Raw genomic sequence first — 18,292 nt, 5'->3', positions numbered from 1 at the left:
ACCAACGCCGCGAGTCCACATAGCGGGGTTCCGCGAGCGGCATGCCGGGCAGCGCCGCCGGGTGCCGAAAAGCCAAAAAACGGTAGTACAAGGGCCGGAAGCCGGGCGCGATGCGAACCGAAACAGGATCGCGTCGGGCTTCAGCCGCCAGAAACTGGCAAAATCAATACCGGCGAACCCTACACTTTAAACCACCTGAGGGGGCAGTGTCGCGTCGGGCCCTTGGGCCGGCCTGGCTTTGCGCGGTTCCTGCCATCCTTGGCCGGGCCGCTTTCGCGGCGCCCCGGCGGGGGCAATCCCTGCTTGAGCCCGCAACATCGTAAAATGCGGGGCGTTCCACCCAAATCCCAGCAATTGTTACATACCCCACGGCATTTCTCATGACGAATCAACCTACCGCCCCTCTGACCTACCGCGATGCCGGTGTCGACATCGACGCAGGCGATGCCCTGGTCGACCGTATCAAACCGCTTGCGGCCCGCACCATGCGTGCCGGCGTGCTGGCCGGTATCGGCGGCTTCGGCGGCTTGTTCGAAGTGCCGAAGACCTTCAAGGAACCCGTGCTGGTCTCGGGCACCGATGGCGTGGGCACCAAGCTGCGCCTGGCGTTCGACTGGAACCGCCACGACACCGTGGGAATCGACCTGGTCGCCATGAGCGTCAACGATATCCTGGTGCAGGGCGCGGAACCCCTGTTCTTCCTGGATTATTTCGGCTGCGGCAAGCTTTCGGTGGACACGGCGGCGTCGGTGGTGGGCGGCATCGCCAAGGGCTGCGAGCTGTCGGGCTGCGCGCTGATCGGCGGCGAGACCGCCGAAATGCCCGGTATGTACCCCGACGGTGAGTACGACCTGGCCGGTTTCGCGGTGGGGGCGGTCGAAAAGTCCGCCATCATCACCGGCAAGTCGATCAAGACGGGCGACGTGGTGCTGGGCCTGGCTTCCAGCGGCGCGCACTCCAATGGCTACTCGCTGCTGCGCAAGATCCTCGAACGCGCCAATGCCAAGCCCGACGACGACTTCCATGGCCAGCCGCTGGTCGACGTCGTCATGGCGCCGACGCGCATCTATGTGAAGCAGGTGCTGGCCGCGCTGGCCAAGCACGGCGCCAGCATCAAGGGCCTGGCCCACATCACGGGCGGCGGCCTGCTGGACAACGTGCCGCGCATCCTGCAACCCGGCCTGGCGGCCCAGCTGCACCGCGCCAACTGGGAAATGCCCAAGCTGTTCCAGTGGCTGCAGGAGCAGGGCGGCGTCGAGGACACCGAGATGTACCGCGTCTTCAACTGCGGCATCGGCATGGTGCTGGTCGTGGATCCGGCCGAGGCGGAAGCCATCGCGGCCACGCTGCGCGAACAGGGCGAAACGGTCAGCACGCTGGGCGAAATCGTCGAGCAGAAGGAAGGCATGGCGCAGACTTTTGTAGTCTGATCCTGCGCGTGTCTGACACCCAACGACCCGCCGGCACAAGCTGAAGCCGGTCTTCCCGGGTGTCTGACACCGCCTGACTTTGAACCTGTCAGGCATCCATAGTTCGAATGTGTCAGACACCCACGGGGCATCAGCGCAGGCTGAACGCCGTCTCTTAGGGTGTCAGACACTTTAAAGTGTCAGACACTTGCGGATATCTTCGGGTGTCGGACACCGCCACCCAATCACTCCCCCAACATCACCGCCACCGCATCGATGGTCTGCGCCACGGCATCCGCGGCCAGGCAGTCCACGATGACGCGCTCGGGTTGCGCGCGCAGCCAGGTGATCTGGCGCTTGGCCAGCTGGCGCGTGGCGGCAATGCCCTGTTCTCGGGCGGTGGCCAGGTCGGTTTCGCCGTCCAGATGCGCCCACATCTGCCGGTAGCCCACGCAACGCACGGAAGGCAGGCCCGGATGCAGGTCGGCCCTGGCGCGCAGGCCGCGCACCTCGTCGAGGAAACCATTGGCCAGCATGGCGTCGAAGCGCTGCTCGATGCGCGCGTGCAGGGCGGCGCGGTCGGAAGGTTCCAGGCTGATGGTGAGGTATTGGCGGCCGCTGTCGTCACGCTGGCGCTGGCTGCGCAGCAGCAGGGCGGACATGGGCTGCCCAGATAGCCGGCAGATCTCCAGCGCGCGCTGGATGCGCTGGCTGTCGTTGGGCGCCAGGCGGGCCGCGGTAGCCGGATCCAGCAGGGCCAGCTCCGCATGCAGCGCGGGCCAGCCCTGGACGGCCGCGCGCGCCTCCAGTTCGGCGCGCAGCGCCGGATTGGCCTGGGGCAGGTCGTCCAGGCCGTCGCGCAGCGCCTTGTAATACATCATGGTGCCGCCCGCCAGAAGGGGAATGCGGCCGCGCGCGCGGATCTCGCCGATCAGCCGCCGCGCGTCCGCGACGAAGTCGGCGGCGGAGTACGACTGGACGGGATCCAGGATGTCCAGCAGGTGCTGGGGCACGCGCGCCTGCTCTGCAGGCGAGGGCTTGGCCGTGCCGATGTCCATGCCGCGGTAGATCGTGGCGGAATCCACGTTGACGATTTCCAGCGGCCAGCGTTCCGCGAGCGCCAGCGTGGACGCGCTCTTGCCGGCCGCGGTGGGGCCGGCAAGGCAGATGACCGGCTGGCCGGCGGAGGAAGGGGAGAGGGACGACAAGCCTATTGCCCGCGCAGGAAGAGCTTGTCCAGGTCGGACACCGACCACTGCACCCAGGTCGGGCGGCCATGGTTGCACTGGTCGGCGCGTTCGGTGGCTTCCATCTGGCGCAGCAGCGCATTCATTTCTTCGATGGTGAGCTTGCGGTTGGCGCGCACCGAGCCGTGGCAGGCCATGGTGGACAGCAATTCGTTGCGTTGCTCGGTCAGCAGGCGCGAGACTCCCACGGCGCCCAGGTCGCGCAACACGGCGCGGGCCAAGGTTTCGATGTCGCCGCGGGCCAGGATGGCCGGCACGGAGCGCACGGCGATCGAGGTCGGCCCCGACGGGCGCATCTCGAAGCCCAGCTCGTTCAACTGCTCTTCGAATTCCTCGACCAGGGCCACGTCTTTTTCCTGCGCGTGGAACACCACGGGCACCAGCAGGTCCTGGCGCGGCAGGCTGCGCGCGTCCAGCGCCTGCTTGAGCTGCTCGTACACGACGCGTTCATGCGCGGCGTGCATGTCCACCAGCACCATGCCCCGGCGGTTCTGCGCCAGGATGTAGATGCCGTGCAGCTGCCCCAGGGCCATGCCCAGCGGGTGTTCTTCATCCGCCGGCATGGCGGCCGGCGCAGCCGCCGCGGGAGAGGGCTCGCGCAGGGGCGCGGCCTTGGCCGCCGTATCGTCGTCGAGCGGGCGGTAGAGCGATTGCCAGTCCGCAGCGGGAATGCCGGCGGGTTCGGCGTGCAGCCGGAATGGAACCTGGGTATGCGGGCGTTGCGGCGCGGGCGAGGGACGCAGCCCGTAGGACGCGCCGCCATTGCCTCCGTTGCCGCCATAGGCCGGCCTGGGCGGATCCGCGGCCAGGGGACTGGCGGGTGCAGGCGCGGCTTGCGGGGGCATGCCGGCCGAGGAGGCTGGCTGGGCCACGGTTTCGAATCCGGCATCTTCGTCCTGGCTGGCCGGCGTGACCACGGCAGAACCGCCGGTCTGCGCCAGCGTCTGGCCGACTGCATGGGAAACGAAACGATGCACGGCGCCGCTGTCGCGGAAGCGCACTTCGTGCTTGGCGGGATGGACGTTCACGTCCACCGCGGCAGGGTCGATGTCCAGGAACAGCACGTAGGCCGGCTGGCGGTCTCCGTGCAGCACGTCCGCGTAGGCGGCGCGCAGCGCGTGGCTGACGGTGCGGTCGCGCACATAGCGTCCGTTGACGTACAGGTACTGCCGGTCCGCGCGGGCGCGCGCGGCGGTGGGGCGGGTGATCATGCCGGCGAGGCTGACGTTGCCGACCGAATGCGACAGCAGCAGGCCGTGTTCGGCGAATTCCGCGCCCAGCACGTCGCGGATGCGCTGGGGGGGCTCGGCGGGCAGCCATTGGCGCTGCGCGCGATCGTGATGGAACAGGCGGAAGGCGATCTGCGGATGCGCCAGCGCGATGCGTTCCATGGCGTCGACGCAGTGGCCGAATTCCGTGGCCTCGGACCGCAGGAACTTGCGGCGGGCCGGCACGGCGTCGAAGAGCTGACGCACGTCGACCGTGGTGCCCACCGGGCCCGACGCGGGGCTGACCTGCATGCTGCCCGCGTCGATCTGCCAGGCGTGTTCGCCGTCGCGGGTGCGGGAAATGATGGTTAGCTGCGCCACCGAGGCGATGGAAGCCAGCGCTTCGCCCCGGAACCCCATGGAGGCGACCGATTCCAGTTCGTCCAGCGAGCGGATCTTGCTGGTGGCGTGGCGCGCCAGGGCCAGCGGCAGTTCATCGGGCGGGATGCCGCCGCCGTCGTCCGTGACGGCGATGCGGCGGATACCGCCGCCCTCCAGCCGCACCTCGATGGCGCGCCCGCCCGCGTCGATCGCGTTCTCGAGGATTTCCTTGAGCACGGAGGCGGGCCGCTCGATGACCTCGCCGGCGGCGATCTGGCTGATCAGCAGGTCGGGAAGCGCAAGAATGGAGCGGCGTTCGGTCATATTGCTGGTGGTTTCTGGCATGGCTATGTGGATGATTTTAGCGTCATGGGCGGGTGGGCTATAGTCGCTGAGACTTATTCCGTTCCGACCGCAGGATTGCTTCGATGCTCGAATTCTTCAACATGGTGCTCCACATCGACCAGACGCTCGGCGTCTGGGTCGAACAGTATGGCGTATGGGTGTACCTGGTGCTGTTCCTGATTGTCTTTGCCGAGACGGGGCTGATCATCCTGCCCTTCCTGCCGGGCGATTCGCTGCTGTTCATCGCCGGCGCCTTCGGCGCGACAGGCCATATCGATCCGTTCCTGATGGCGGCCCTGCTGATCATCGCGGCGATCACCGGCAATACCGTGAACTATGCCGTGGGACGCTATATCGGGCCCCGCGTGTTCTCGATGAATCTGCGCTTTCTCGACCGCGGCGCCTTGATGCGCACGCACGCGTTCTATGAAAAGCATGGGGGCAAGACGATCGTGATGTCGCGCTTCATTCCGGTCATCCGGACATTCGCGCCGTTCGTGGCGGGCGTGGCCGACATGCCGCTGGCCCGCTTCCAGCTGTTCAACATCATGGGCGCGCTCCTGTGGGTGATCAGCCTGGTGGCCGCGGGCTATTTCTTCGGCAATATCCCGCTGGTGCGGGAACACCTGAACACCATCGTCTTGCTGGGCCTGGCCGCGGCGATCGTGCCGGTGATCGGGGCGGGGCTGTTCAAGCTCTTCAAGGCGCGCCGCGGCGCTCGTTGAGCGAGGTCCGCGCCACGGCGCGACGGCAAAGGAAAAAAGGCGATGCGCATCTTCCGCGCATCGCCTTTTTTTATCGCCGGGGCCGGCCGTCGACGAAACGGCCTCAGCTCACGTCGCCCAGCCGCGCGAGCGGCGGATTGGCGGTGAAGTAGCGCTGGATGCCCGTCATCATGGCCTGCGCCAGCTTGTCCTGGTGCGAGCTGCTGCGCAGCAGGGCCTCTTCCTGAGGATTGCTGATAAAGGCGGTTTCGACCAGCACCGACGGAATGTCGGGCGCCTTCAGCACGGCGAAGCCGGCCTGCTCGACGCTGTTCTTGTGCAGGCGGTTGATCTTCTTGATTTCGTCCAGGAAGGCGCTGCCGACCTTCAGCGAATCGTTGATCTGCGCGGTGGTGGACAGGTCCAGCAGCACCTTCGCCACCTGGCGGTCGTGGCTGCCCAGGTTGACGCCGCCGATCAGGTCGGCCGCGTTTTCCTTGTCGGCCATCCAGCGCGCCTGGGTGCTGGTGGCGCCGCGCTGGGACAGCGCGAACACCGAGGACCCGTTGGCCGAGGGCTTGATCCAGGCGTCGGCGTGGATGGAGATGAACAGGTCTGCGCGCACGCGGCGGGCCTTCTGCACGCGCACGTGCAGAGGCACGAAATAGTCGTCGTCGCGCGTGAGGTAGGCGCGCATGTAGGGCTGGCTGTCGATCAGCGCCTTCAGGCGCCGGGCGATGCGCAGCACCACGTCTTTCTCGCGCAGGCCGCTGCTGCCGATGGCGCCTGGATCCTCGCCGCCGTGGCCCGGGTCCAGCGCGATGGTCAGCATGCGCGGCTTGCCGCGGCTGGCGGTGGCGGGAGGTGGCTTGGGCGTGGACGGCAGGGGCGCGGCGGGCTGCTGGCCCCGGACGCGGGGCGGCTCGGGCGGGTCGGCGCGGGTCACCGGGTTGCGCTGGATGTCTTCCAGGATGCGCGCCAGCGGATCGTCCACGTCGGGACCGCTTTGCTTGTTCAGGATGGCGATCAGCGGGTCCTGGGCGATTTTCGGGTACAGGTCCAGCACCAGCCGGTACTGGTAATCGGCCACGGGCTTGAGCGTGAACACCTGCGGCGCCACGGGCTGCTTCAGGTCGAACACCAGGCGCACGACATTCGGACGGTTCTGCGCCACGCGCAGGCTCTGGATATAAGGGTCGTCGGGACGGACCTTGGAAACCAGGTCGTTCAGCGCGGCGCTGATGGTCAGTCCCTCAATATCCACCACGAGGCGGTGAGGGTTTTCCAGCGTGAACTGTTCGGCCTTGAGTTCGCTGTCGAGTTCGAGCGTAACCCGGGTGTATTCATCGGCAGGCCAAGTGCGCACGGCCAGGATCGTAGCCGCCTGGGCCAGGCGCGGCAGGACCGGCAGGACGAGCAGGGTGGCTGCGACGCTGATCAGGCGACGCCGGGTGGCGCCTGCCGAGGGGAGGGCGCCGCTGAGGGCGGGGGGACAATCGCGTTCAACCATGTTTGTCCTCGAGCGGTGTACGCGGTCAGGGTGGCGTCGCGTCCTTCGCCTGCGTAGGCGAGGGAAACCAGCAGGTCAGGCGGGGGCAAAAGGCCCTCTGCCCGCTCCGGCCATTCGATCAAAACGACTGCGTCGTCACGCAGTAAATCCCGGAATCCTGCGTCCAACCATTCGCGCGAATCACTAAATCTATAAAAATCAAGGTGATAGAAGTATAAGTTAGAAACTTTATAGGATTCAAGCAGCGCGTAGCTTGGACTTTTGATTCGCCCGGTGATGCCGCATTCGCGCAACAGCGCCCGGGTGAAGGCTGTTTTCCCTGCGCCGAGGTCCCCCTGGAGGTGGATGCAGCCGCCCGCCAGCCCCGTTTGCCGGCCGGAAACCAGGGGGGCGAGCTGCCGCGCCAGCGCTTCCGTGGCGGTTTCGTCGGGCAGGTGCAAGGTCAGGCTGCAAAGAGGGGCGGACATGGCGCTGGGCGAGTGGTAAAAACAGTGGAGGAAACACGGATGTACGCGCAATTATAGGAATGCGGGTTTCTGCTAATCTAGTAGTGATTTTCATTCTCAACATTACCGTGGCCGGCGCCCAGCCGCCGGCCGCCATCGACGTCGCCACGGAGTTGCACGCGCCATGAAGACCCGCATCGAAAAAGACACGTTTGGCCCGATTGAAGTGCCCGAAGACCATCTTTGGGGCGCGCAGACGCAGCGTTCGCTGCATTTCTTCGCGATTTCCACCGAAAAGATGCCGGCGCCCCTGGTCGAGGCGATGGCACGCCTGAAGCGGGCGGCGGCCAAGGTCAATGCCGACCTGGGAGAGCTGGATCCCAAGATCGCCGATGGCATCGTCCGCGCCGCCGACGAAGTGATTGCGGGCAAATGGCCCGGCGAGTTCCCGCTGTCGGTCTGGCAGACCGGTTCGGGGACGCAAAGCAACATGAACATGAACGAGGTGCTGGCCAACCGCGCCTCCGAGCTGCTGGGCGGCGTGCGCGGCGAAGAGCGCAAGGTCCACCCGAACGATCACGTGAACCGCGGGCAGTCGTCCAACGACACCTTCCCGACGGCTATGCACGTGGCGGCCGCGGTGCAGGTCGAGCACCATCTGCTGCCCGCGCTGAAGGCGCTGCGCGCCACGCTGGCCGCCAAGAGCGCGGAGTTCTACGACATCGTCAAGATCGGCCGCACGCACCTGCAGGACGCGACCCCGCTGACCCTGGGCCAGGAGCTCTCCGGCTATGTCGCCCAACTGGATCTGGCGGAGCAGCAGATCCGCGCCACCCTGGCCGGCCTGCACCAGCTGGCCATCGGCGGCACCGCGGTGGGCACCGGCCTGAACGCGCATCCGCAATTCAGCGTCAAGGTGGCGGCGGAACTGGCGCACGCCACCGGCACGGCCTTCGTGTCGGCGCCCAACAAGTTCCAGGCGCTGGCTTCGCACGAAGCGCTGCTGTTCGCGCACGGAGCGCTGAAGTCGCTGGCGGCGGGTCTGATGAAGATCGCCAACGACGTGCGCTGGCTGTCCAGCGGCCCGCGTTCGGGCCTGGGCGAGATCAGCATTCCCGAGAACGAGCCGGGCAGCTCGATCATGCCAGGCAAGGTCAACCCGACGCAATGCGAAGCCATCACGATGCTGGCCGCGCAGGTGCTGGGCAACGACGTGGCGATCAACATCGGCGGGGCCAGCGGCAATTTCGAGCTGAACGTGTACAAGCCGCTGGTGATCCACAATTTCCTGCAGTCCGTGCGGCTGCTGACCGACGGCATGGCCAGCTTCGACAAGCATTGCGCCGCGGGCATCGAGCCCAATCGCGAGCGTATCGCCGAACTGGTGGACCGTTCGCTGATGCTGGTCACGGCGCTGAACCCCCACATCGGCTACGACAAGGCCGCGCAGATCGCGAAGAAGGCCCACAAGGAAGGCCTGTCGTTGAAAGAGTCGGCGCTGGCGCTGGGCTACCTGACCGAAGCCCAGTTCGCCGAGTGGGTGGTGCCGGCTTCGATGACCAATAAATAGTGGGTCCGCCCGCCGTACTCCCTGGCTAGCCCCTGAGAAGGGGGCTGGCGGCCTGGGGGGCGGATCTGGTGTCAGGCACTTGCATGGTCCTGCTGCCTGGCTTGGTGTCAGACACCCGGGAGCGCTGGCTTCAGCTTGAGCCAGCGTCTCGTACGGGTGTCAGACACTTGTACGGTCCCGGGTGTCAGGCACTTGTACGGTCCCAATGCCCGGCTTGATGTCAGATACTTACACTATCTCGCGCTCGGCCTTGTCTGTTTGATATGGGCCCCGCTCAGCCGGCCAGCATCAGCCACAGCGGGATCGATAGCGCGGAAAACAGCGTGCCCAGGGATATCAGCACCGCCACCATGCGGCCGTCGCCGCCCATGCGCATCGCCAGCACATAGGCCGCGGAAGCCGTGGGCAGGGCGGCAAACAGCAGGAGCATCCGCGCCTCGAGCGGAGGCAGCCCCAGCAGGCCCGCCACCAGCCAGGCGACGGTGGGCAGCGCCACGAGCTTTACCGCCAGCATCCACGCGATCAAAGCGCCATAGCCCTTGCCGCCTTCCCAGGACAGGCTGGCCCCCACGCAGATGATGCCCAGCGCGATCGCCGCCGCGCCCAGGCGGGCCAGCACCGTGTCCACGGGGCCGGGCAGTTGCAGGCCGGCCAGATTGCAGGCCAGGCCCAGCAGGGTCGAGATCAGGAGCGGGTTGCGGGCCAGTTCGCGGAACAGATTGCCGCCGCTGTGCCGGGCCAGCCCATAGACTGCCGCCAGGTTGGCCATCGGCACCGCGAAGCCGACGATCAGGGCCATGACCGTCTGGCCCTGCGTGCCGCCGAGGCTGGCGGACAGCGCCAGGCCGATGTAGGTATTGAAGCGGTAGCCGCATTGCGCGGACGAGGCCAGGCCCAGAGAAGAGGGCCGCAGCACCAGGCCGGCCAGCCAGGACAGCGCCACGCCCGAGCCGACGACGGCCGCCGTGGCCTGGAGCAGCATGGCCGCGTTCCCGGCCGTGATCGGAGTTCGGATGATGGCCTGGAACAACAGGGCGGGGAAAAGGACGAAGTAGACCAGCCGCTCGGTGCCGGCGAAAAACTCCCGGGAGAAACCCAGTTTGTGACGCAGCGCCCAACCCAGCGCGACCAGCAGAAAATCAGGGAAAACCAGGAGTGCAACCGACATTGGCGAGTACGAATTGATGGGCGTCAACCGGGAATCGGCGCGCTATGCGACTGTAAGCATTTGCTGCTATTCTCCGTCATTCTGGCGGCCGCGTGTGCCACAAGCAACCTACAAACGCGGTGCGATTCGACCCGTACCCAAGCAGCGCCCCGCCATTATCAATTGCTGACCCGTCCACAGGCGGGCACATCACATACGGGCTGTTTACATGCGGGCCCGCAATATTGGAGGAAACACTTCTATGAACAAAGTCCGCTCCCTGGCCGTCGCCATCGCCCTGGCTGCCGGCGCTGCCGGTACCCTCGGCGCCTCCGTCGCGCACGCCGCCGACAAGTATCCGAGCAAGGCCATCCGCGTCATCGTTCCGTTCGCGCCTGGCGGTTCCACCGACATCATCGCGCGCCTCGTGACGCAGCGCATGAGCCAGGAACTGGGCCAGCCCATGGTTGTGGAAAACAAGGGCGGCGCGGGCGGCGCCATCGGCGCGTCCGAAGCCGCGCGCGCCGATGCCGACGGCTACACCCTGTCCATCGCCACCGTGTCGACGATGGCCGTGAACCCTGCTTGCCGTCCCAATGACCTGCCCTACGATCCGATCAAGGATTTCCAGCCGGTCACCAACTTCGCCAACACCGCCAACGTCGTGGCCGTGAATCCGAAGTTTCCCGCCAAGGACTTCAAGGGCTTCCTGGAAGAGCTGAAGAAGAATCCGGGCAAGTACTCCTACGGCAGCTCGGGCACTTGCGGCGTGCTGCACCTGATGGGCGAATCCTTCAAGATGGCCACCGGCACGGACATCGTGCACGTGCCGTACAAGGGCTCGGGTCCGGCCGTGGCCGACGCCGTCGGCGGCCAGATCGAAATCATCTTCGACAACCTGCCGTCGTCGATGCCGCAGATCCAGGCGGGCAAGCTGCGCGCCATGGCCATCGCGTGGCCGGACCGGATCGCGTCCATCAAGGACGTTCCCACATTCAAGGACGCCGGCTTCCCCGTGCTGAACCAGCCGGTCTGGTACGGTCTGCTGGCCCCGAAGGGCACGCCCATGGAAGTCGTGAACAAGCTGCGCGACGCAGCCGTGGTGGCCCTGAAGGACCCGAAGGTCATCAAGGCGCTGGACGACCAGGGCTCGGCTCCGTCGGGCAACACGCCTGAGGAATTCGCCAAGGAAATCAAGGAACAGTACGACTGGGCGAAGGACGTCGTGAAGAAGCAGAACATCAAGCTGGACTGATGCCGCATGGGGTGGGCCGGGCCCGCCCTGGGCTAGCGAACGGGCGCCTTCGGGCGCCCGTTTTTTTTGTGTCGAGACCGGGCCTTCAGGCAGGGCCGTCAAGCGCCGCCTGGCGCGCTTCGCAGCCGGCCTTCAGCCGCTCGATCAGATCGCGGTGCAGGGCGGAGAGGGGATCCTGGTTGCGCACCATGATGCTGATGGGCACGCGCAGCGCCGGTTCCAGGCGGCGCAGGTTCATGCCGGGACGCAGCATCGCCTGGGCCGTGATCGCATCCACGATGGCGTCGCCGCAGCCCGCCTCGACCAGCGCGCAGGCCACGTAGTGGGTCTGCACCTGGATGGCGACCTGGGGATCCAGGCCCTGCGCGTCCAGCGCCATCTGCAGCAGGGCGCCGGAGGCATCGCCGGCATCCAGCACGATCAGCGTGCCGCCCGCCATGGCCGACACCTCCGGCAGCCTGAGCGGGCCTGAACCGGGCTTGCGGCTCAGGTGCACCAGTTCCGTGTGGCCCAGGCCCATGCGGGTGAGGCCCGGATAGTCGTTCGTGTCGAATGTGATGGCCAGGTCCAGTTCGCGCGTCAGCAGGCCCTGCACCAGTTCGGCGCTGTGATGCGTGTGGATGTCGAAAGTAATGCCGGGCTGCGCGTCGCGGCTGTCGCGCACCACGCCCGGCAGCAGCCCCAGGCCCAGCGCGGGGGCGCAGCCCAGCCGCAGGTGCCCGTTGGGCCGGTCGCGCAGGCTGGCCGCCAGCCTGCGCACGCTGTTCAGGTCCTGGTTCAGGCGCGCGACTTCGGGGGTGAGGATTTCGGCTTCGCGGGTGGCGACCAGCCGGCCCTTCACGCGCTCGAACAGTTTGAAACCCAGTTGGGCCTCGGCGTGCGCCAGCAGCTTGCTGGCGGCGGGCTGCGAGATGTGCAGCGCGGCCGCGGCTTCGGTCAGGGATCCAGTACGGCGGATCGCTTCGAAAATCTCGATGTGGCGCAGGCGCATGGCACGACGGAGGCAATGGACGGAAACCCGGATTCTATGCCGGAAGCGCAAGCGGGCGCGTTGATATGATGGACGCCTGCCGGAATGCCGGCGCACCTCGGAGTTCCACATGCGCGCACCCAGTCACGCCGCCGCGATCCTGCTTGCCGCAGCCATGGCTGCCATGCCCGCCGCCTGGGCGCGCACGCCACAGGCGGCCGAGGACCTCAATCCGGAGGCCGCCAGCGGCACGCAGGCCCGGCAGCTGGCGCGCACATCGCATTTCATGATGGTGTCGGCCAATCCGCTCGCGACGCAGGCTGGCGATGAGATGCTGCGCCGGGGCGGCAGCGTCGTGGACGCGGCCATCGCGACCCAGCTGGTGCTGAACCTGGTGGAGCCGCAATCCTCCGGCATCGGCGGCGGCGCGTTCATGGTGCTGTATTCGGCCGGCAGCGGCCGCATGCAAACCTACGATAGCCGCGAGACCGCGCCCGCGGCGGCCCGCGAGGACCGCTTCCTGGACGCCCAGGGCAAGCCCCTGCCTTTCGCGCAAGCCGTCAACAACGGCATGTCGGTGGCTGTGCCCGGCCTGCTGCGCGGACTGGAATTGGCGCACAAGGAGCACGGCGTGCTGCCCTGGGCCGAGCTGTTCCAGCCCGCAATCCGGCTGGCCGAACAGGGTTTCGCCGTATCGCCGCGCCTGCACAAGTTGCTGGCCGGCAACAAGGCGCTGCCCGCGCAGCGGGCGGCTGCGGTCTATTTCTACGCGCCGGACGGCACGGCGTGGCCGGTGGGCCACGTGCTGAAGAACCCGGATTTCGCGCGCACGCTGCGCGCGCTGGCCGAGCAGGGCGCGGATGCGTTCTACCAGGGCGAGATCGCCCAAGATATCGTGGCCGCCGTGCATGGGCACGCCGTGCCGGGAGACCTGAGCCTGGCCGACCTGGCGGCGTATCGCGCCAGGAAGCGGCCGCCCATCTGCGGCGACTACCGCGGCTACCGGCTGTGCGGCATGGGCCCGCCCAGCAGCGGCCCCATCGCGGTGTTGCAGATGCTGGGCGAGCTGGAGCAATACCCCATCGGCCGCTACGCGCCGGGCAGCGTCGAGGCCGTGCATTATTTCTCCGAGGCGGGGAGGCTGGCGTTCGCCGATCGCGACTTCTACGTGGCCGATCCGGCCTACGTGCCGGTGCCGGTGAGCGCCTTGCTGAACCCGGCCTACCTGCGCGCGCGCGGCGCCCTGATCCGGCCGGACCGGAGCATGAAGGTGGCGCTGCCCGGCGATCCGGAAGGCAAGCTCCTGTCGCTGGGCAAAGACAATGCGCTCGAGCTGCCGTCCACCAGCCACCTGGTTGCGGTGGATGCCCAGGGCAATGCGCTGAGCATGACGACCACCATCGAAAGCGAATTCGGCAGCAAGATCTTCGTGCGCGGTTTCCTGCTGAACAACGAGATGACGGATTTTTCCTCGTCGTACCGCGATCCCGAGGGCCGGCTGGTGGCCAACCGGATCGAGCCCGGCAAACGTCCGCGCAGCGCGATGGCGCCGATGATCGTGCTGCGCGACGGCAAGCCCTATCTGCTGGTGGGTTCGCCCGGCGGCAGCGCCATCATCAACTATGTGGCCAAGACATTGGTGGGCGTGCTGGATTGGGGCCTGGACATCCAGGCCGCCATCGCCCTGCCCAATATGGGCAGCCGCAACAAGGACACCGAACTCGAGAAGGGAACGCCGCTGGAGGCCTTGGCGCCCGCGCTGGAGCGAATGGGGCATCCCGTGCGCATTACCGAATTTCCCAGCGGCATCCATGGCATCGTGATCGGCCCGGATGGGCTGCAGGGCGGCGTGGACCCGCGCCGCGAAGGCCTGGCGCTGGGCGGCTGATCCGAAATGCCCGGTGGGATGGGTGTAGCACGGGAGTTCTTAACCGAGAACGCCGACGCTCAACGCGCGAAACCCATCGGCCGGCGCAAGCCGGCATTCGCGCTTGCCACGAAAAACGGCGGCTCGCGCCGGTCGATGGGTAGAAGGCCGACGCTCAACGCGCGAGATTCATCGGCTGGTGCAGGCTGGGATTTGCGCTTGCCACGAAAAACGGCGGCTCGCGCCGCCCGATGGGTTGCGCGCGTTGGATACTTGGGGTCTTTTTTTAGAACTCGCGCGCTGCACCCATCCTACAGCCCCGGTGGCAGCTTGCGCAGCGTGGCGGGGGTGCGCGAGAGCTTGATGGGGGAACCCACGCCGCGGTAGTCGCCTTGCTCCAGCACCATGCCGCGATGCCGCGTATGCGGATGCGCCAGCGCCTGGTCCACCGTCAGCACGGCGGCCGCGGGCACGCCGCTGCGCAGCAGGCGGTCGGCCAGCGCTGCCGCGTCGTGTCCGGCCAGCAGCGCGGACAGGTCGTCGCGCAGTGCCTGGCGGTTGCGCAGGCGGTCCGCGTTGGCGGCATAGCGCGGGTCCTCGGCCAGCGCCGGCGCTTCCAGCGCCTGCGCCAGCTGCGCGAATTGCCGGTTGTTGCCCACCGCCAGGAAGATCGGGCCGGTGGCCGTGGGCAGCGTTTCGTAGGGGGCGATGTTCGGGTGCGCGTTGCCGCTGCGCGAGGGAACCTTGCCGCTGTAGAAATAGTTCGGCGCATGCGGGTGCAGCAGCGACAGGGCGCAGTCGTACAGCGTGATGTCGAGGAACTGGCCCAGGCCGCTGCGGCCGCGCTCGTTCAGCGCCAGCAGGATGGCTACCGCCGCGTTCAGGCCCGTCACCATGTCCACCACGGGCAGGCCGACGCGGGTGGCTTCTCCCTCTGCATCGCCGTTCACGCTCATGAGGCCGCACATGGCCTGGGCGCAGGCGTCGTAGCCGGGCAGGCCGCCCAGCGGCCCGTCGGATCCGAAGCCGCTGACCCGGCAATGGATCAGCGCGGGGAACTCCTGGGTCAGGGTGTCGTAGCCCAGCCCCCATTTCTCGAGCGTGCCCGGCTTGAAGTTCTCGACCAGCACGTCGGCGTCGGCCAGCAGGCGGCGCAGCAGCTCCTGGCCGGCCTCCTGGGACAGGTCCAGCGTCATGCCCTCCTTGTTGCGGTTCACGCCGATGAAGTAGGACGCGGTGTCGCCCAGGAAGGGCGGGCCCCAGCCCCGCGTTTCGTCGCCGCCGGGCGGCTCGATCTTGAGCACGTCGGCGCCGTGGTCGGCCAGGATCTGCGTGCAATAGGGGCCGCCCAGCACGCGGGACAGGTCGATCACCTTGCAGCCGGCCAGGGCGCCGGCATTGGGTAGGGTTGAAGCCATGCGGGATCCGTTCAGTCGATGGAAACGTGGGCGCTGGCGATGACGTCGCGCCATTTGGGAACTTCGGCGGAGATGAACGAAGACAGGCCCTGGGGCGTCTTGTCCTGCGCCTCGACAATGCCCTGGCTGCGCAGCGTCTGGGCCACGTCGGGATCGGACAGGGCGCTCTGGAACGCCCGGTTCAGGGTGTCCACGACCGGCGCCGGCGTGTTCTTGGGCGCGACGATGCCGAAGAACACGCTGACGTCATAGCCCTTGAGCCCTTGCTCCGACAGCGTGGGCAGGTCCGGCAGGGCATCGGAGCGCTGGGCGCTGGCCAGGCCGATCGCGCGCAGCTTGCCTGCCTTGACGTAGGGCAGCGCGGTGAGGATGTCGGTGAACGACATGGATACCTGCCCGCCCAGCAGGTCGTTCAGGGCGGGGCCGGTGCCCTTGTAGGGAATGTGCATGATCTGCGTGCCGGCCATGCGGTTGAAGAGAATGCCGGCCAGGTGCGAAGACGCGCCGTTGCCGGACGAGGCATAGCTGAGCGCGTCCGGATTCTTCTTGGCGTAGGCGATGAGCTCCTGCATGTTCTTGGCGGGCACGGACGGATTCACCACCAGGATATTGGGCAGGTGGCCGATCCGGATGATGGGAGCGAAGCTGGTCTGGGGGTCGTAGCCCTGCTTTTTGTACAGGCTGACGTTGATCGCCAGCGGCCCCGAGGTGCCGAACAGGATGGTGTAGCCATCGGGCTTGGCATTGGCCACGTACTCCGAACCGATGTTGCCGCCCGCGCCGCTGCGGTTTTCGACGATCACGTTCTGGTTCAGCGGCTGCCTGAGCTTGTCGGCCAGCCTGCGGGCCAGGGCGTCGGTGGGACCTCCGGGCGGGAAGGGCACGACCAGGGTGACCGGGCGCTCCGAGGGATAGGCGTCGGCGGCCAGGGCGGGCGCTGCGGGGATGGCCGCGGCGGCGGCCAGCAGCAAGGGGGCGAGGTAGCGGTTCATGCTTGTCTCCAGTGGTGGATGCGCGCCGGCTGTGCCGCCGGCGTCGGTTTACAGCGCGTATTGCAGGATGGCCCGGCAAGCCGCGCTTTCGTCGGGCGGGATGGCGTAGGGATCGCGCGGCCCCAGGCGATGCAGCAGCACCTGGTCGGCCAGCTGCGCCCGGCTTTCCAGCCCGGGCGCGGCGGCTTCCCAGCGCAGGGCGGCCAGGGACACCGCGTGGTACAGCAGCGACGCCGCCTGGCGGGCCAGTTCGGCATGGTTGCCTGCCGCGGCGTGCTCGGCGAGCGCATAGGTCTGCTCCAGCGCGCGCGCCTGCAGCGGGGCGAGCTCGGGGCGGCAGGGAGCGCCGTCGGCCAGCAGGCGGTCGATATGGCTGCGCAGCGCCGGCAGCGATTGCTCCTTGGTGATCGCGCGCAGCACGTCCAGCGCCACGATGTTGCTGGTGCCTTCCCAGATGGAACCCAGGTGCGCATCGCGCACCAGGCGCGGCTCGGTCCATTCCTCGATGTAGCCGCAGCCCCCGCGCACTTCCATCGCGTCGCCGGTGACTTTGCGGGCGTCGCGGCAGGCGCGGAATTTGATGAGAGGCGTGAGGATGCGGGCCAGGGCGGGAGATCCGTGGCCCTGGTCGGCATCGGCCAGGGCCCGCGCCGTCTGGAACATCACGCTGCGCGCCTGCTCGGCCCAGACGGTCATCTTGACCAGCTGGCGCTGCATCAGCGGCATGTCGATCAGGCGCTTGCCGAAAGCGCGGCGGTGCTGAGAGAAATAGACCGCCTCGGTGACGGCCCGGCGCATCAGGCCGGCGGCGCGCATGCCGTTGGACAGGCGCGAGTTGTTGATCATGTCGGCCATCTGCTTGAAGCCGCGGCCGCGCTCGCCCACCAGCCAGGCCACCGCGCCTTCCAGGCGGATTTCGCCGCTGGCCATCGAGCGCGTGCCCAGCTTGTCTTTCAGGCGCAGGATGCGGTAGTGGTTGTGGGCTCCGTTGGGCAGGTCGCGCGGCAGCAGGAAGAGCGACACGCCTTTCAGCCCGGGCTGCGGTTCGCTGCGCGCCAGCACCATGGCGTAGCCCGCGTCCGGGTTCGAGCAGAACCATTTATCGCCGTGGAGGCGCCAGGTGCCGTCGTCCTGGAGCTCGGCCGTGACCTCGGTGGCGCTGACGTCCGAACCCGCGCCTTGTTCCGTCATGAACATGGCGCCCTGGCGCAGCGTGTCGAAATCCTGGGACGTCACCTGGGGCAGGACCCGCTCCACCAGCTCTGGGGCGCCGAACTTGCGCAGCGTGCGCGCCAGCGAGTCCGTCATGCTGACCGGGCAGCACAGACCGAACTCCGCCTGCACGAACAGATGGCTGAGGGCGTACTTGGCGGCGGCGGGCATAGGTTCTGGCCAGCCCAGCACGCCGCCGCGGTGCGATAGCGCGGCCAGGCCGAACTCGCTATAGGCCAGGCGTTCGAGTTCGACGTAGGCCGGATGCTTGTCGATGCGCGATTCATCCGTGCCGGCGCGGTTGCGCACCGAGAGCGTGGGCGGGTGCTTGTCCGCCGTGGAGGCCAGTTCGTCCATGGCGCCGCCAGCCAGTTCGCCCAATCGTTCCAGGTGGGGCAGCAGATGGGCGTGCAGCGCCGGGGGCAGGTAACGCTGGCTGAGCGCCGCGGCATAGGGGTCCGCGCGGAACAGGTTCAGGCCACGCGAATCGGGTACGGGCGTGGCGGCGGGCGTGACGGTCTTGACGGGGGCATCCATGGCGGCATCCAGTGCAAAACGAAAAGATGCCTTGATGGTGCGCAAATCGATTAATCTATACAAATACTGTTTTT

At 67.5% G+C, this 18,292-nt stretch carries 14 protein-coding genes; 5 read left to right on the top strand and 9 right to left on the bottom strand.

Translation table 11 applies throughout. The annotated features are described in order from the left end of the window. Positions 1-380: 380 nt before the first annotated feature. Positions 381-1,430, top strand: coding sequence for a phosphoribosylformylglycinamidine cyclo-ligase (gene purM / locus JL37_RS05050; RefSeq protein WP_043542463.1), 1,050 nt, complete (start codon positions 381-383; stop codon positions 1,428-1,430). Positions 1,431-1,654: 224 nt separating this feature from the next. Here purM and miaA read toward each other — a convergent pair whose 3' ends face one another. Together miaA and mutL are read right to left on the bottom strand one after the other, a co-directional pair. Next, a complete protein-coding gene (gene miaA / locus JL37_RS05045; protein ID WP_043542462.1) occupies positions 1,655-2,617 on the bottom strand; it encodes a tRNA (adenosine(37)-N6)-dimethylallyltransferase MiaA in 963 nt (320 codons plus the stop codon). A 2-nt stretch (positions 2,618-2,619) separates the two neighbouring features. Then, positions 2,620-4,569, bottom strand: coding sequence for a DNA mismatch repair endonuclease MutL (gene mutL, locus JL37_RS05040; RefSeq protein ID WP_043542636.1), 1,950 nt, complete (start codon positions 4,567-4,569; stop codon positions 2,620-2,622). Positions 4,570-4,673: 104 nt separating this feature from the next. On the opposite strand from mutL, the gene JL37_RS05035 reads away from it, so the two are divergent. After that, positions 4,674-5,315: a VTT domain-containing protein gene (locus JL37_RS05035; RefSeq protein WP_081954978.1), complete on the top strand. Its 642-nt coding sequence runs from the start codon at positions 4,674-4,676 to the stop codon at positions 5,313-5,315. 103 nt (positions 5,316-5,418) lie between these two features. Here JL37_RS05035 and JL37_RS05030 read toward each other — a convergent pair whose 3' ends face one another. Together JL37_RS05030 and tsaE are read right to left on the bottom strand one after the other, a co-directional pair. Further along, positions 5,419-6,804: an N-acetylmuramoyl-L-alanine amidase gene (locus JL37_RS05030; protein ID WP_043542461.1), complete on the bottom strand. Its 1,386-nt coding sequence runs from the start codon at positions 6,802-6,804 to the stop codon at positions 5,419-5,421. Further along, positions 6,732-7,271 (bottom strand): tRNA (adenosine(37)-N6)-threonylcarbamoyltransferase complex ATPase subunit type 1 TsaE, encoded by a 540-nt coding sequence (tsaE, locus tag JL37_RS29920; RefSeq protein ID WP_081954977.1) that lies wholly within the window; start codon positions 7,269-7,271, stop codon positions 6,732-6,734. The genes JL37_RS05030 and tsaE overlap by 73 nt, the downstream gene beginning before the upstream one ends. Positions 7,272-7,434: 163 nt before the next feature. On the opposite strand from tsaE, the gene fumC reads away from it, so the two are divergent. Further along, the gene (gene fumC, locus JL37_RS05025; protein WP_043542460.1) at positions 7,435-8,820 is read left to right on the top strand and encodes a class II fumarate hydratase; all 1,386 of its coding nucleotides are present in this window, start codon (positions 7,435-7,437) and stop codon (positions 8,818-8,820) included. A 274-nt stretch (positions 8,821-9,094) separates the two neighbouring features. Here the strand turns inward: fumC and JL37_RS05020 are convergent, their stop codons facing one another. Further along, complete coding sequence (locus tag JL37_RS05020; RefSeq protein WP_043542634.1) at positions 9,095-9,988, bottom strand: AEC family transporter; 894 nt, start codon at positions 9,986-9,988, stop codon at positions 9,095-9,097. A 241-nt stretch (positions 9,989-10,229) separates the two neighbouring features. Between JL37_RS05020 and JL37_RS05015 the strand changes: the two genes are divergently transcribed. Next, positions 10,230-11,222: a tripartite tricarboxylate transporter substrate binding protein BugE gene (locus tag JL37_RS05015; RefSeq protein WP_043542459.1), complete on the top strand. Its 993-nt coding sequence runs from the start codon at positions 10,230-10,232 to the stop codon at positions 11,220-11,222. Between the two features lie 85 nt (positions 11,223-11,307). Here the strand turns inward: JL37_RS05015 and JL37_RS05010 are convergent, their stop codons facing one another. After that, positions 11,308-12,213, bottom strand: coding sequence for a LysR family transcriptional regulator (locus JL37_RS05010; protein WP_043542458.1), 906 nt, complete (start codon positions 12,211-12,213; stop codon positions 11,308-11,310). A gap of 109 nt (positions 12,214-12,322) precedes the next feature. Here JL37_RS05010 and ggt point away from each other — a divergent pair, with 109 nt between their 5' ends. Continuing rightward, the gene (gene ggt, locus JL37_RS05005) at positions 12,323-14,080 is read left to right on the top strand and encodes a gamma-glutamyltransferase (RefSeq protein WP_043542457.1); all 1,758 of its coding nucleotides are present in this window, start codon (positions 12,323-12,325) and stop codon (positions 14,078-14,080) included. A 290-nt stretch (positions 14,081-14,370) separates the two neighbouring features. Here the strand turns inward: ggt and JL37_RS05000 are convergent, their stop codons facing one another. The 3 genes from JL37_RS05000 to JL37_RS04990 are packed head-to-tail and all read right to left on the bottom strand — an operon-like array spanning position 14,371 to position 18,218. Further along, complete coding sequence (locus tag JL37_RS05000; protein ID WP_043542456.1) at positions 14,371-15,477, bottom strand: CaiB/BaiF CoA-transferase family protein; 1,107 nt, start codon at positions 15,475-15,477, stop codon at positions 14,371-14,373. 11 nt (positions 15,478-15,488) lie between these two features. Next, positions 15,489-16,469 carry a tripartite tricarboxylate transporter substrate binding protein gene (locus tag JL37_RS04995; protein ID WP_043542455.1) on the bottom strand — a complete coding sequence of 327 codons (981 nt, stop codon included), beginning with the start codon at positions 16,467-16,469 and terminating at the stop codon, positions 15,489-15,491. A 48-nt stretch (positions 16,470-16,517) separates the two neighbouring features. Next, positions 16,518-18,218: an acyl-CoA dehydrogenase family protein gene (locus tag JL37_RS04990; protein WP_043542454.1), complete on the bottom strand. Its 1,701-nt coding sequence runs from the start codon at positions 18,216-18,218 to the stop codon at positions 16,518-16,520. Positions 18,219-18,292 lie beyond the last annotated feature (74 nt).

The organism is Achromobacter sp. RTa (assembly GCF_000757485.1).
GTDB lineage: Bacteria > Pseudomonadota > Gammaproteobacteria > Burkholderiales > Burkholderiaceae_B > Achromobacter.
The sequence above is the reverse complement of the archived record's forward strand: the minus strand, read 5'-3'. Positions and strand labels throughout refer to the sequence as shown.

Coding starts and splice junctions, on each gene's coding strand:
- purM (WP_043542463.1), top strand. CDS start 381: ATGACGAATCAACCTACCGCCCCTCTGACCTACCGCGATGCCGGTGTC.
- mutL (WP_043542636.1), bottom strand. CDS start 4,569: ATGACCGAACGCCGCTCCATTCTTGCGCTTCCCGACCTGCTGATCAGC.
- JL37_RS05035 (WP_081954978.1), top strand. CDS start 4,674: ATGCTCGAATTCTTCAACATGGTGCTCCACATCGACCAGACGCTCGGC.
- JL37_RS05030 (WP_043542461.1), bottom strand. CDS start 6,804: ATGGTTGAACGCGATTGTCCCCCCGCCCTCAGCGGCGCCCTCCCCTCG.
- tsaE (WP_081954977.1), bottom strand. CDS start 7,271: ATGTCCGCCCCTCTTTGCAGCCTGACCTTGCACCTGCCCGACGAAACC.
- fumC (WP_043542460.1), top strand. CDS start 7,435: ATGAAGACCCGCATCGAAAAAGACACGTTTGGCCCGATTGAAGTGCCC.
- JL37_RS05020 (WP_043542634.1), bottom strand. CDS start 9,988: ATGTCGGTTGCACTCCTGGTTTTCCCTGATTTTCTGCTGGTCGCGCTG.
- JL37_RS05015 (WP_043542459.1), top strand. CDS start 10,230: ATGAACAAAGTCCGCTCCCTGGCCGTCGCCATCGCCCTGGCTGCCGGC.
- JL37_RS05010 (WP_043542458.1), bottom strand. CDS start 12,213: ATGCGCCTGCGCCACATCGAGATTTTCGAAGCGATCCGCCGTACTGGA.
- ggt (WP_043542457.1), top strand. CDS start 12,323: ATGCGCGCACCCAGTCACGCCGCCGCGATCCTGCTTGCCGCAGCCATG.
- JL37_RS05000 (WP_043542456.1), bottom strand. CDS start 15,477: ATGGCTTCAACCCTACCCAATGCCGGCGCCCTGGCCGGCTGCAAGGTG.
- JL37_RS04995 (WP_043542455.1), bottom strand. CDS start 16,469: ATGAACCGCTACCTCGCCCCCTTGCTGCTGGCCGCCGCCGCGGCCATC.
- JL37_RS04990 (WP_043542454.1), bottom strand. CDS start 18,218: ATGGATGCCCCCGTCAAGACCGTCACGCCCGCCGCCACGCCCGTACCC.